General features: G+C 46.4%; 12 protein-coding genes. 10 read left to right on the top strand and 2 right to left on the bottom strand.

Annotation, left to right across the window (positions count from 1 at the left end):
• Position 1: 1 nt before the first annotated feature.
• The 4 genes from KDM90_RS04225 (at position 2) to KDM90_RS04210 (ending at position 3,188) form a co-directional block, all read left to right on the top strand.
• Positions 2-538, top strand: coding sequence for a DUF924 family protein (locus tag KDM90_RS04225; RefSeq protein ID WP_212674296.1), 537 nt, complete (start codon positions 2-4; stop codon positions 536-538).
• A gap of 31 nt (positions 539-569) precedes the next feature.
• Positions 570-1,025 carry a cupin domain-containing protein gene (locus KDM90_RS04220; RefSeq protein ID WP_230409581.1) on the top strand — a complete coding sequence of 152 codons (456 nt, stop codon included), beginning with the start codon at positions 570-572 and terminating at the stop codon, positions 1,023-1,025.
• Between the two features lie 108 nt (positions 1,026-1,133).
• A complete protein-coding gene (locus KDM90_RS04215) occupies positions 1,134-2,279 on the top strand; it encodes an acyltransferase family protein (RefSeq protein ID WP_212674295.1) in 1,146 nt (381 codons plus the stop codon).
• 39 nt (positions 2,280-2,318) lie between these two features.
• Positions 2,319-3,188, top strand: a complete 870-nt coding sequence (locus tag KDM90_RS04210) for a hypothetical protein (RefSeq protein WP_212674294.1) — start codon at positions 2,319-2,321, stop codon at positions 3,186-3,188.
• Between the two features lie 269 nt (positions 3,189-3,457).
• On the opposite strand, the gene cysS is transcribed toward KDM90_RS04210, so the two are convergent.
• Positions 3,458-4,834 (bottom strand): cysteine--tRNA ligase, encoded by a 1,377-nt coding sequence (gene cysS / locus KDM90_RS04205; RefSeq protein WP_212674293.1) that lies wholly within the window; start codon positions 4,832-4,834, stop codon positions 3,458-3,460.
• A 400-nt stretch (positions 4,835-5,234) separates the two neighbouring features.
• Here cysS and KDM90_RS04200 point away from each other — a divergent pair, with 400 nt between their 5' ends.
• Positions 5,235-6,329, top strand: a complete 1,095-nt coding sequence (locus tag KDM90_RS04200) for a GGDEF domain-containing protein (protein ID WP_212674292.1) — start codon at positions 5,235-5,237, stop codon at positions 6,327-6,329.
• Between the two features lie 143 nt (positions 6,330-6,472).
• Here the strand turns inward: KDM90_RS04200 and KDM90_RS04195 are convergent, their stop codons facing one another.
• Positions 6,473-7,918: an aminotransferase-like domain-containing protein gene (locus KDM90_RS04195; protein ID WP_212674291.1), complete on the bottom strand. Its 1,446-nt coding sequence runs from the start codon at positions 7,916-7,918 to the stop codon at positions 6,473-6,475.
• 407 nt (positions 7,919-8,325) lie between these two features.
• On the opposite strand from KDM90_RS04195, the gene KDM90_RS04190 reads away from it, so the two are divergent.
• From KDM90_RS04190 to KDM90_RS04170, 5 genes are all read left to right on the top strand, one after another.
• A complete protein-coding gene (locus tag KDM90_RS04190) occupies positions 8,326-8,784 on the top strand; it encodes a RidA family protein (protein ID WP_212674290.1) in 459 nt (152 codons plus the stop codon).
• 113 nt (positions 8,785-8,897) lie between these two features.
• The gene (locus KDM90_RS04185; RefSeq protein WP_212674289.1) at positions 8,898-10,091 is read left to right on the top strand and encodes an aminotransferase-like domain-containing protein; all 1,194 of its coding nucleotides are present in this window, start codon (positions 8,898-8,900) and stop codon (positions 10,089-10,091) included.
• A gap of 191 nt (positions 10,092-10,282) precedes the next feature.
• Positions 10,283-11,488 (top strand): M24 family metallopeptidase, encoded by a 1,206-nt coding sequence (locus KDM90_RS04180; protein ID WP_212674288.1) that lies wholly within the window; start codon positions 10,283-10,285, stop codon positions 11,486-11,488.
• 148 nt (positions 11,489-11,636) lie between these two features.
• On the top strand, positions 11,637-12,362 hold the full coding sequence (locus KDM90_RS04175) for a pseudouridine synthase (protein ID WP_212674287.1): 726 nt from the start codon (positions 11,637-11,639) through the stop codon (positions 12,360-12,362).
• Positions 12,363-12,438: 76 nt separating this feature from the next.
• Positions 12,439-13,053: a ParA family protein gene (locus KDM90_RS04170; protein WP_212674286.1), complete on the top strand. Its 615-nt coding sequence runs from the start codon at positions 12,439-12,441 to the stop codon at positions 13,051-13,053.
• The last annotated feature ends 25 nt before the right edge of the window (positions 13,054-13,078 follow it).

Genomic DNA, 13,078 nt, shown 5'->3' with positions numbered 1-13,078 from the left:
GATGTTTCAAGAAATTATCCACTTTTGGTTCGAAGAAATCGATAGCAAACAATGGTGGCGTGTTGATCCAGAATTTGATCAACTCATACAAAGTCGTTTTCAAGGTTTGATGTTGCAGGCGGCTGCCGGCGAACTTTATCAATGGCGTACCGACGATCACGGCCGCTTAGCGGAGATCATCGTCTTAGATCAGTTCTCACGCAATGTGTATCGCCATACGCCAAAGGCATTTGCGCAAGATGCGATGGCGCTTGTCTTGGCGCAAGAAGCGATTCGTATGCAGGCAGATCAAGGTTTGACGCCTATCGAAAAAAACTTTTTGTATATGCCTTTCATGCATAGCGAATCTCGCGTTATTCACGCCTATGCCGAGAAGTTGTTTCATGAAAATGCACCAAAAGCGAATTATGAGTTTGAGTTAAAGCACAAAGCGATCATCGATCGATTTGGTCGCTACCCACACCGCAATGCCATTTTGGGGCGTGAATCGACAGCAGAAGAAATTGAGTTTCTGAAAGAAGATGGATCGAGTTTTTAAACTTATTCTTTGAAAATTGCAGGAGAACGCTATGCGAGCTTTTACACTTAATCAGTATCTTGTCGCCGGCGCCCTCATTGCGCTTGGTAGCGCGGGCACATTACTGGCACAAGCTTTGAGTGATTCGCCGCAGCGCCAAGAAAAACAAAGAGTGGAACTACCAGGCCCCAATGGCGCTCCTACAGGTATGGAAGTCATTTCATCGGTCGCTGAATACAAACCAGGTGAAGGCATTGATTTGCACCTACATCATGGGATCGAGGCACTGTATGTCGTGCAAGGCGCGCAAATTCAAATGCCCGGTAAAGATCCACAAACGCTGCCCACGGGAGCAAGTTTAATGAATTTGCGTATGGTGCAGCATGGTGGTTTTAAAGTTGTTGGTGACAGTTCTTTGAAATTGTTCACTGTCCACATTGTCGATAAGAGTAAGCCGCTTTATGATAAGGAAGTCACTGGCGCTCCTGATGCGCTAGGGAAGCAGTAGCATCGCTGAATAGCGGCGCGTCTATCGCTTATTTAGAATTCACTTTAGTGCTTGGTTTATAAAGTTGATTTGTGTAGGATGCGATTTTGCATTTAATTATTCATTCGCATGCCTGCTCGTCATACTCTGAACCCCAGCAGCAATTTCTCAAACCCTTCCACGCAACGCAATTTTGGCATCGATCTTTTGCGAGGATTGTCCATTTTGTTCGTGGTCATTCATCATCTCGCGATGAACTTTCGCTTGCCTTTGCAGCCAAGTTGGGTAGGCGATTTCCTGAGTAAGCGCATCATCAATGGTATTAGCTTTAACGGCTATGAATCTGTATTTCTGTTTTTTGTTCTATCAGGCTTTTTGATCACTCAACGCTGTTTGCAAACTTATGGCGAACTTGCTGCGATCAATTGGCGTGAATTTTATCGTCAACGCTTTAGTCGCATTTTCCCGTTATTGGCCTTGTTGTTGACCTTGCTTAGCGTTTTGCATTTGATGGGTGTTGATGGCTATGTCGTGCATGAGAAAGGGCAGACTTTAGGACGTGCTTTGTTGTCTGCGCTGGGTTTACATTTGAATTGGTACGAAGGCCAAACAACGTGGTTACCCGCGGCTTGGGATGTCTTGTGGTCGTTGTCGATTGAAGAGGTTTTCTACCTCGCGTTCCCTTTGCTGTGTTTGGCTCTCCCACGAAAATACTTGGTGTTGGTATTGTTGGTGTTGGCATTTTCTTTGCCATGGACACGTGATGCCATCGTCGGTAATGAAATCTGGCAAGAGAAGGCCTATCTTCCTGGCATGTCAGCAATTGCCTTCGGCGTGCTGACAGCGTTGCTCGCACAAGTCTGGAAAACCAGCGAAGCATTCGCCCGCTCGATTGCCATCTTGGGCGGCATAGGCCTGGTGGCGATTTATTTCTTCGGTAGCGAAGTATGGAAAGTGATACATAGCTACAGCATGTTGATGCTGTGTTTGTCGGCATGTTTGCTTGTTTTCGCTGCCCAAAGAATCGTGCTGCGACCAAGTTGGGGTTGGCAATGGTTGGCGAAGATGGGGCGTCTAAGCTATGAGATCTACTTGAGCCATATGTTCGTGGTCTTGTCTGTCTGCACGGCGTATCGCGCTTACTTTGGTGAGAACATGCGCTGGACCTTTGCTGTCTATGTGCCAGTAGTGCTTGCTTGTTTGTATTTAGGCGCGGCTTTAGAGCGTTGGATAAGTACACCTGCGATGCGATCTGTGCGTGCTGCCGGCAAATAGAGAATCATTTCACTTGTTTTGAATCAGAGGAGAGCGTTGATGCGGTCCAACTCGATGTTGATACTGTTGGCAATTCCGAGCCTATTGGGCAGTGTGCTCTTAATGCGTTTAGCTGGCGCTGTGCAGTCGCTACAAGTGCAGCAGATCGTTGTGGCATTGATAGGCATCGCAGCCGTGCTATGGATGGATAGGGCGAAGCGTCAACATAAGACTGAAACGAGCGCCTTAACAGTGCAACAAATTCGCAATGCTGTTGTAATGCTGGTGCCAATGTTAGTCGGCTTACTAGCATGCTTCGTCTTTTCTGAAACTGGAAACCCAAGTCGTTGGCTAAAACTTGGCCCGCTACGTTTGTATTTCTCAGCAGCCGTTTTGCCTCTCGCTTTATTTTTATTTGCGAGATTGCATTGGCGTACACCCTTTTCTGCGATGGCGAATATGGCACTGATGCTGGCCTTTGCTGTGCTATTAGCGTTGCAACCCGACTTTTCTCAACTCGCCGCTTTTTCGTTTGCAGGTGTTTTCATCGTTTGGCATCGACCTGGTAGTGTGGTGCAAAAAATCGTGTTCACAGCAGCGCTAGTTTTGTTGTGCTCGTGGTGCCAACAACAAGCGGATACGCTGCAACCGGTAGCTTACGTGGAAGGCGTAATTCAACTAGCAATGCGCGCGGGCATCGTGGCGATGTTTGCTGCGGTGTTGAGTATCGCCTTGGTACCGACGGGCTTGTTTTACATCGGCATCAAACGCGGTTCACCTGAAATAATCCCGATTGCGCTGTATTATATTGTCATCATGATTTGCGCCTACATTGGTTTGACGCCTATGCCTTTATTGGGGTTTGGGGCTGGGCCGGTTTTGGGGTATTTTGTGTTGCTGGCGGGGCGGCGGGATCTCAAAATGACGTAATGGTATTCAAACGAAAGGTATCTATTTGAACAATAGATCGTTGAGATATATCACAGCGCGGGTTTTACCCGCCCTACATGAAACGACAGACCCCATTCCCGCGAAGGTGGGAATCCAGTGACGTAATAAGCAGGGAAATAAGACAATGTTTCTTGAATCTCTAAAAGTGGAAGGCGCTGGATCCCTGCCTGCGCAGGGACGACAGCAATTTACAGTGGTTGTTTTACATGTCTAGCGCAGGATAATTGAGTTGCTAGCAAATCGGAATCTTACCCCGCCACCTTCACCACCATCCCAGCAGGCGTATCCTCCACCTCAAAACCCGCAGCCTTAATCGCATCACGTAAGCGATCTGACTCCGCCCATACCTTGTTCTGACGCGCAATCTTACGTTGTTCGACGAGTTCTAAAATGTGTGCAGGGATTTCCGTTTTCTTTGGCTCCCAGGTCTTCAAGTTCAAACCTAACATTTGATCGAAATAATCAAGCGTGGCTTTCTTGTCGGCATCGCTGACATTCGATTTCAACATTTCCCACATGACGGCAATCGCCTTGGGTAAGTTCAAATCTTGATTGACTTCAGCTTTGAATCGGTCGGCATATTCTTGATTGATGCTGCCGCCGGCTGGCAACTTGAAGTAAGTTTCGCGCAGACGATTGAGGCCAGTTTGTGAGGCTTTTAAAGATTCCCAACTGAAGTTGAGTTGGCTGCGATAGTGCGCAGATAAACATAGCCAACGATAGGCAAGTGGGTCGATATTGTCATCGATTAGCGTTTGTAGGCGCAAAAAGTCGCCGCTAGATTTAGACATTTTGCCTGCGTCGATTTGCAAGAAATAGCCGTGCATCCAGAAGTTGGCTAAACGTGTGCCGTGGCAGGCTTGGTTTTGGGCGATTTCATTACTGTGGTGAATCGCGATATGGTCTTCGCCACCGCAGTGAATATCAAACCACGGTTCCAAATATTTGGCTGACATGGCGGAACATTCGATGTGCCAGCCTGGGAAACCGCGACCCCATGGGCTATCCCATTCCATTTGACGCGTGCTGCCTTCTGGGCTGAACTTCCACAAGGCGAAATCGGTGGGGCTTTTCTTTTCGCCGAGCTCAACGCGTTTACCAGCTTCTAATCCCTCGCGATTGAGGCGCGCCAGATAGCCGTAGTCATCTTGTTTGGAAGTGTCGAAATAGATGCCATCCGAAGTGCGGTAGGTATAGCCTTTTTCTTCGATGACGCTGATGAAGTCGATTTGTTCAACGATATGGTCAGTCGCCTTGCACCAAATTTTAGGTTCCAAGATATTTAAGCGTTGCACATCTTCTTTGAATGCAAGCGTATATTTCTCAGCGATTTCCCATGCGGTTTGGCCGGTACGACGTGAACCTTTTTCCATCTTGTCTTCGCCATCATCGCCATCAGACACTAAATGGCCAACGTCAGTGATATTGACCACGTGACGCACATTGTAGCCGTTGAGCTCTAGGGCGCGGCGCAAGACATCTTCGAACAGATAGGTGCGTAAATTGCCGATATGCGCGTAGTCATATACGGTAGGGCCGCAACAGTACAAGCCAACCCAGTCCTGGTGAATCGGAGTGAAAGGGCGCAGGGAACGTTCCCAGTTGTCGTAGAGTTGCATGTTCATTGTTGACGGCTAGTGATTGTTAAGTTGAATAGGATCTAGTACGAAGTGTTTCGCTTTGGCTTGTGTTCGTTTTGAGTGAAGCTGCATGCGACACGTAAAGGAACTCAACGACCAAAGCGGTATTATCGCTTAAAACTTCTTTTTTTTTAGGCTTGCGACTTGTTTTAGTGGCTGAAAGTGATTGAAATCAGAGATGAAGAGAGCGATTGCGCTCGAAATTGATGTGGTTCGGAGGATTTGTTGCCGATTTCTGTAGATTTTGAAATTTGTAATTTCACCTCATTGGGATTGAAAATAGTAGTCAAAGCGTTAAACTGATCTAAGAATGGTTTGAATAGCACAGAGACATGATTTTGTGCTCGCAAATTCGCTATCAAAGAATGTACGGTTGGGGGGGATTATGTCGTCTTATCCAGAAGTAACGGAATCAGAGTTTCGTGCGCAATATCAAAAACAAGATCTAGCCCAAGCGCGCCGAATCTTAAGGTGGATGCTATGGATTAGTTTTCCAATGTTATACCTTGATTATGTGGTACTTGGTTGGTCTTTGGGATTCGCAGTTATTGCAGGATTGCGGCTTGTCGCTGCTATTTATTCTGTTCTTATGTTGAGGCGCAGCAATCGTATTCTGCAATTTGCGCAACTTGAAAATTATTTGGTGGTTTGGGCTGCTAGCGTCATTGCGATTCAAGGAATCGCGAATTTTTTATTGCCAATGAATTACAGCGGCCATTTCTTTTTTGATGCTTGGATCTGTTTGGCATTACCGATTATTTTGCCTTTTAGCCTAGAAGTTCAGCGTCGGCTGGTCTTTGCCTATTTGTTCGTTTCAATCTCTTTATGTTTGACCAAATTGTTTACGTCTTTTGCAATACAAATGACTGTGTTCGTCACGTTGTTATTGAGTGCGTACACGGGATTTACCGTGGCGCGACATGTACATCAATTCCGACGCCGATTACTGAGCGCAGAATTTGAATTGCAACGAAAAGAAGTCACGGATCCATTGACAGGCGTGGCAAATCGTCGGGAGTTGATGCGGATTGCAGAGCATGAATTTCAACGGCACTTACGTTTGGAAAAGCCACTCTCAGTTTTGTTGGTCGACTTGGAGCAATTAAAACAAGTCAATGCGCAATATGGAGCGGGTACATCGGATGTGGTGTTGGTCGAAGTTAGTAAGCGTTTGCAAAGAGTAACCCGCAACTATGATTGCCTTGCACGCTATGGTACAGAGGAGTTTCTGATTTTATTGCCAGAAGCGAGCTCTGAGGTGAGCCATCGAATTGCGGAGCGGGCAGTCAGGACCATTTGCGGTATCCCGATCGCCGCTGGTGGACAAGAAGTCAAAATTAGAGCAAGTATCGGTGTGGCAACGAGTCTACAAACGGATCAATTGACCACGTTACTTAAACGAGCAGAAGACGATTTACATCGTATCCAGTTAGCGCCAGTGAATGTTCCAACCGAATCAGCCAATCTTGTCTATGCTTGATTGCAATAGTCGTGTCAATCCGTTGAATTCTGCCTACCTTGATCGGCTTTTGTCACGAGAGACGTGTTGGTCTGATTGAAGCCGTCTTGCTCAAGCTAAGTAACGATCTAGTGGCACTTTGCTTCCTCGCGAGAAACCCTATACTAGAAAGACGAGCTGAGTTCATTTTCCAAGAAGCCCCAAATTCCCTTATCTGACATGGCTGCGACGTTTAGGCGCATATGGTTGGATGGTAATTGATGCGGTGAAAACAAACTTCCCGGCGCAAGCAAGAAGCCTTTTTCCAGTGCTTTTTCCGTTAAAGCGAGTGTGTCTGTGCCGGTATCGACCCATAGGAACATACCAGCGGGGGTTCGATATTCAACTTTCATTCCTAAGCGCTCGACACGGGTCGTCACATCTTCGCGCGCATTATCAAGTTTTGTACGAATCCGATCAACATGCTTGCGATAATGCCCTTCGGACAAAATCTTATGTACGACACGTTCGCTAATTTCATTTGTTGTGAGCGTTGATAGCATTTTGCGATCAGCAAGTCGAATTGCAGTTTCTCTTGATGTTGCGATAAAGCCGACCCGTAGATTGGCTGCAAGCGTTTTAGAAAATCCCCCTAAATAAATGACGCGATTGAGTTGGTCTAGCGCGGATAGGCGGGTTGCAGCTTGCACCGAAGTGCCGGGGTGCATATCGCAATAAATGTCATCTTCGACGATCATGAAGTCGTGTTGTTCCGCTGTCTTCAATACTTGGAAAGCCTTAGCTGCGGAAAGTGAGGTCGAAGTCGGATTGTGAAGGACTGAATGAATGATGTAGAGCTTGGGCTTGTGTAATGCGGCGAGTTCAGCAAGTTTCGTCACATCTGGACCATCATGGAGCCGCGGAATGCCAATGACTTTTGTCCCTAAAGTCGCGAATGTACCAAACATTAAGAACCAAGCAGGATCATCGACAAAGATAGTATCGCCTGGTTGGGTGAATTCACGTGCGACAAGATCGAGCGCTTGGGTGACACCATTTGTTGTCACGATTTGCTCTGGCGCCGCAGCGATTTCCAGTTCGGCTAACTTGAGCTGTAATTGCTGGCGAAACGGCAAAAAACCTTGTTGTGTTCCGTAGTGTAGCAATAGGCTTTGATTTAATCGACTGACCGAACGTAGACCATTCGCGACCAGTTCTCCGTCGAGCCACTCGTGTGGCAATAGTCCCGAACCCGGCATCTTTTGAGGTGGTAATTGACGCAACATATTGCGTACTAACCAGACAACATCGGGCTGTTGTGAGCTCGGAATCTCATGCATAGCCGGGTTGGCTGCGTTCAGCAACGATGCCCTTTCTTTGACGAAAAATCCTGAGCCTCGACGTGACTCGAGGTAGCCATTGGCAACCAAGCGGTCATAGGCTTCCACCACGGTGAAGCGCGAAACTTTTTGTTCGTCAGCAAATTGCCTGATGGATGGCATGCGCGCGCCAGTCCGCAATAACTTGTCATCAATCCTACACGCCACCGATCGGACTATTTGTTCAACCAATGAACCACCAGAATCGCGTGAGACGACATTGCCAATACTTAGTTTGGAACTTGATCGCATCTTGATAGCCTTTTTGTTGTCAGTAGTGACAGTGTATTGGTGAAAGTTCCATGACAGTGTGAATTCTATTTTTTAACTGTATTGGTACTGTATTGTTTTTTGCGAGTAGCATAGCATAAAAAATAATTAACCAAAGCCCTAGTAACAGGCAAATGCAAGAGGCTTATGATGAGAGAGATTGGGACGTAGAATACAAAAATATTGATCTTTTGGCAGTTTGATCGATCTATTTGATGCGTTTTTACTCAAAATAGCTTCAATTTGCACGTCAATATAAGTTGTTTTTGAATCCGTATATAGTTTTGCTCTTGCCTGCCCCGTACAATGTTGACTTCGGTGAGCCCTTATGCACGGAGTCTCTTATCATCGCCCCAATTTACGTACCATAATTCAGATTAGGAAATGTCATGTCAGTTTACGAAAAACTTAAAGCTCTCAACATTCAATTGCCAGCCGTAGCGACTCCTGCTGCAGCCTATGTGATGCATGCTCAAACAGGTAATACCGTGTTCCTGTCTGGTCACATTGCGAAGAAAGATGGCAAGGTTTGGGTTGGACAATTGGGTAAGGATATGGAAACCGCAGAAGGCAAAGAAGCCGCCCGTCTGATTGCAATTGATTTGCTTGCGACTTTGCAAGATGCGTGTGGGGGCGACTTAACACGGGTTAAGCGTATCGTTAAGTTAATGAGTTTGGTCAATTCAACGGCAGACTTTACGGAACAACATTTGGTGACGAATGGTGCTTCGGAGCTGATCGGCGAGATTTTTGGCGAGCAGGGCAAGCATGCCCGTTCTGCATTTGGCGTGGCACAAATTCCATTAGGAGCTTGCGTCGAAATTGAAATGATTGCTGAGATCACCTAAGCCTGAGCACAAATCTAAACTTAACGAAACACGAAAGACGATTACTTTCATCTTGCGATACATAGTTGAAAGCGATTGAATTGTTGTAAAACTTTTTTTGAATTGAATCAAGTATGAGCCTGCAGAATTTAAAATCAATAGAGTGGAAGTTTTCAGAACGCGCTGAGCAACTACAAAGCTCGGCAATTCGTGAAATTCTCAAAGTAACGATGCGTCCTGAAGTGATTTCTTTTGCAGGCGGTCTCCCGTCACCTGAGACGTTTCCTGTAGACCGCATGCGCGCTGCTTTTGACAAAGTCTTGTCAGAAAATGGGAAGACCGCGTTGCAATACGGCACCACTGATGGTTACGCGCCTTTACGCGAATTCATTGCAAAGTCGCTGTCGACGGAAGATTGTACGATCACGGCAGAACAAGTCATGATGGTTTCAGGCTCCCAACAAGGCTTAGATTTGTTGGCGAAAGTCTTGGTCGATGAGGGCAGCAAAATCTTAGTTGAGACGCCGAGCTACCTTGGTGCGTTGCAGGCATTTTCTGTTTATCGCCCTGAATTTGTATCTGTCGACATGGACGATAACGGCGTCGTACCGGCTTCTGTTGCGGCTAAGGGTGAAGGGGCAAAATTGTTTTATGCCTTGCCAAATTTCCAAAATCCAACGGGTCGCACGTTGTCGGTTGACCGTCGCCAAGAATTGGTTGAAACCTGCGCGCGCATGGGTATCCCCTTGATCGAAGATAATCCTTACGGGGATTTATGTTACAGCGGTGAACCCTTGCCAAAATTATTGAATATGAATCCGAATGGAGTCATATATTTGGGCTCATTCTCAAAAATCCTCACGCCCGGGATACGCTTAGGCTACATGGTTGCACCGGTGCCCTTGATTCGCAAATTAGAGCAAGCAAAACAAGCGACGGATTTGCATACATCCACTTTGACGCAAATGGCGGTCTATGAAGTCATTAAAGATGGATTCTTAGATGAGCATATTCCTAGTATTCGTCGTTTCTATTCTGCGCAATGTGATGTGATGTTGGCGGCGATGACAAAATTTTTCCCAGATTGTGTGACTTGGACCCGCCCAATGGGAGGTATGTTTATTTGGGTGACTTTGCCGAAGCATATCCATAGTCAAGATTTGTTAGCAGATGCTATTGCGAATAATGTCGCTTTTGTTCCAGGTGGCCCTTTTTACGCAAACCAAGCCGAGACTAATACATTCCGTTTGAGTTTTGTTACGGTATCACCAGAGAAAATTAATGAAGGCGTCGAGAAGATCGGCAATTTGATTAAGGCGCGTTTGTAAAACGAGGTTGCGGTATTCACTTGCACATCTGATTACAATTTTAATTTAGAAGGCTTGCTATCGAATAGCAAGCCTTTTTTATTGTGCAGAATTCGTCATCGATCGATTTTGGCTCATCAAGACGGAATGCTAGAAATTGTCTACAGTATTGAAAATAGTCGATTTTATTCACATTACACTGAGGATTATCCATGAATTCCACAATAGGCGGTTCGAGTGCCGAAAGAGAATTGGCGAGTATTACGAGAGACTTGTCGCATGTCCGTCTGATAACTGACGATGAACGGCAACAACGACGTGATAAAGCCGCAGTATTGATGCAGGAGCGCGGAATTGCGGCATTAATATTGAGTGCAAGTACCAGTTTGTACTATTTCACGGGACTATCTTGGTACCAAAGTGAACGTTTGGTGGGCGCGGTATTGACCTGTAATGGGAAGTTGATTTTTATTAGCCCTGCATTTGAAGAATCTAAGTTGCGCGAAACCCTAGGGAATCAAGCGGATATTCGGTTGTGGGAAGAAGATGAAAGCCCGTACACACTCGTAGCACAAGTGTTGCGGGATGTGGCGCTCAGTGGAACTATTGCGCTAGACGAAGCCGCACCATTTTTTATCGCAGATGGATTACGTCAAGCATTAAGCGCTTACACCATTGTGAATGGGATGGTCATTACCGCTGAATGCCGTATGCATAAATCTGCCAATGAAATTGCATTAATGCAGGCGGCAAAGAACATCACACTGGAAGTACAAAGACGGACCGCAAAAATTTTGCGTGAAGGTATTTCCTCGACTGAGGTTGCGGAATTTATCAATCAGGCACATCGCGCTTTTGGTGGTAGTAGTTCGACTTTTTGTATCGTAAGCTTTGGCCTGCCTACCTCGATTCCACACGGTCCAGACGGCGTGCAGTATTTAAAAGATGGCGATATGGTCTTGATCGATACCGGTTGCATGATAGAACGCTATCATTCTGATATTACCCGCAGTTATGTTTTTGGCGAGCCTACTGAGCGCCAACGTACTATGTGGGAGTTGGAAAAAGCAGCGCAAGCAGCAGCATTTGAGGCTGCCCAAATTGGCGTTCCATGTGAAGAAGTTGACGCGGCTGCACGTCGAATTCTCGAGGCTGCAGGGCTAGGGCCCGGTTATAAAACCCCGGGTTTGCCGCACCGGACTGGACATGGAATCGGACTTGATATTCACGAGTGGACTTATTTAGTCAAGGGGAATAAAACCCCGTTGGCTGCTGGCATGTGTTTTAGTAACGAACCGATGATCTGCCTGGATGGTGAATTTGGGATTCGCCTAGAGGATCATTTTTATATGACTGAACAGGGACCGCGATGGTTCACAGGACAGAGTCATGCGGTAGATGCTCCGTTTGGAAAATGAGGCGCTGAATCGTTTTTGTTTTCGACTTAGTCTATTGAAGCCCGCAAAATCGGTTATTTTGCGGGCTTTTTGTTGTCTACGCCTTAGAAACTACTCGGCTCTGCGCTATAGCGGGTAAAATGTCGTTTGGATTTACAGAGCATTTACTATGAGCAAACTTTCTTTTGATCGCATCCTCCAATCGCAAGGATTTGGAACCCGTAAATATTGTCGCGAGCTGATTGAAGATGGCGAAGTAACGATTCAAGGGGTGGTCCATGATAACTTCAAGGCCTTGATAGAGACCAAAGATCTGGTTTTTACGGTCTTTGGGGAAGAATGGACATTTCGCGAGCATGTCTATTTGTGTTTGAATAAACCGGCAAACTTTGAGTGTTCGCGTAAGCCATCGCATCATCCGGGAGTATTGACTTTACTACCGGAACAACTCGCGTGGCGGGATGTGCAGCCTGTAGGACGTTTGGATCATGACACGACAGGGATGCTGCTTATGTCAGACGATGGTCCGTTTATCCATGCGCAATCCTCACCTAAACGTCATATTCCTAAGCTTTATGTGGCGACCACGGCTGAGCCAGTAACCTCAGATCTCATTGAACAACTTTTATCTGGCGTACAATTGCACGATGAACCTGCTCCCCTAGCGGCGTTGCGCTGCGAGAAGATTGGCGACTTTCAGTTGCAAATTGTATTGGAACAGGGAAAATATCACCAAGTTAAACGCATGTTAGCTGCCGCGGGTAACCATTGTTCTGCGTTAGCAAGAACGACCATTGGACAATTGAGTCTCGAGAGCCTTGGTCTTGAAGAAGGCGAATGGTGTTATTTAGAGCCAGAGCAGTTGGCGCTTCTTGTGCCAGATGACGTCAAATAGCTCCCAAATGCCTCTTTGCGGCGAGGAATGAAGGCAGGTCGAATCAAGATACAAAGTGATTTGAAAGGAAATTCCTATGTTAGTAATTGCGGTGATAAACCCGAAAGGTGGCGTCGGTAAGAGTACTTTTTCCACCAACTTGGCTGGCTATTTTGCTGCACAAGGTAAGCAAGTGATGCTCGGCGATGCGGATGTGCAACAATCCTCGAAATCTTGGCTGTCACTCCGCCCAAGTCAATTACCGCCGATCGCAGGCTGGGATATTGTTGATGGCCATATCGCGAAGCCGCCAAAAGGCACGACGCATGTAGTGATCGATACACCAGCAGGACTAGGTGGTGCAAAGTTAGATGCGATTTTAAAGATTGCAAACAAAGTTGTCGTTCCATTGCAGGCATCAATGTTCGACATTTTGGCTACAGAAGAATTTTTGCAGAAACTCAAGAAGCGTGAATATCCGTATGAACTAGGAATAGTCGGTATGCGAGTGAATGCAAGAACAAAAGCTGCTGATCAATTGGCTCACTATGTTTCTCAACTAGGGCTCCCGGTACTCGGATATTTGCGCGATACACAAAATTATATTCAACTCGCCGCCCATGGCGCGACGCTATGGGATGTTGCGGCGTCAAAGGTTGAAAAAGATTTAGCGCAATGGGAAGATCTTCTCGTTTGGATTCAAAAGAGATAACTACGATCTAGGTTAACTTGTCTCC

The sequence above is a fragment of the Affinundibacterium fentianense genome (assembly GCF_018139545.1).
In the GTDB taxonomy this organism is placed as follows: Bacteria; Pseudomonadota; Gammaproteobacteria; order Burkholderiales; family Burkholderiaceae_D; genus Undibacterium; species Undibacterium fentianense.
This window is presented reverse-complemented; position numbering and strand designations above follow the sequence as displayed.

What these genes read in the sequence shown, in the direction of transcription:
- KDM90_RS04225 (WP_212674296.1), top strand. Translation starts at nt 2, where the DNA reads ATGTTTCAAGAAATTATCCACTTTTGGTTCGAAGAAATCGATAGCAAA.
- KDM90_RS04220 (WP_230409581.1), top strand. Translation starts at nt 570, where the DNA reads ATGCGAGCTTTTACACTTAATCAGTATCTTGTCGCCGGCGCCCTCATT.
- KDM90_RS04215 (WP_212674295.1), top strand. Translation starts at nt 1,134, where the DNA reads ATGCCTGCTCGTCATACTCTGAACCCCAGCAGCAATTTCTCAAACCCT.
- KDM90_RS04210 (WP_212674294.1), top strand. Translation starts at nt 2,319, where the DNA reads ATGCGGTCCAACTCGATGTTGATACTGTTGGCAATTCCGAGCCTATTG.
- cysS (WP_212674293.1), bottom strand. Translation starts at nt 4,834, where the DNA reads ATGAACATGCAACTCTACGACAACTGGGAACGTTCCCTGCGCCCTTTC.
- KDM90_RS04200 (WP_212674292.1), top strand. Translation starts at nt 5,235, where the DNA reads ATGTCGTCTTATCCAGAAGTAACGGAATCAGAGTTTCGTGCGCAATAT.
- KDM90_RS04195 (WP_212674291.1), bottom strand. Translation starts at nt 7,918, where the DNA reads ATGCGATCAAGTTCCAAACTAAGTATTGGCAATGTCGTCTCACGCGAT.
- KDM90_RS04190 (WP_212674290.1), top strand. Translation starts at nt 8,326, where the DNA reads ATGTCAGTTTACGAAAAACTTAAAGCTCTCAACATTCAATTGCCAGCC.
- KDM90_RS04185 (WP_212674289.1), top strand. Translation starts at nt 8,898, where the DNA reads ATGAGCCTGCAGAATTTAAAATCAATAGAGTGGAAGTTTTCAGAACGC.
- KDM90_RS04180 (WP_212674288.1), top strand. Translation starts at nt 10,283, where the DNA reads ATGAATTCCACAATAGGCGGTTCGAGTGCCGAAAGAGAATTGGCGAGT.
- KDM90_RS04175 (WP_212674287.1), top strand. Translation starts at nt 11,637, where the DNA reads ATGAGCAAACTTTCTTTTGATCGCATCCTCCAATCGCAAGGATTTGGA.
- KDM90_RS04170 (WP_212674286.1), top strand. Translation starts at nt 12,439, where the DNA reads ATGTTAGTAATTGCGGTGATAAACCCGAAAGGTGGCGTCGGTAAGAGT.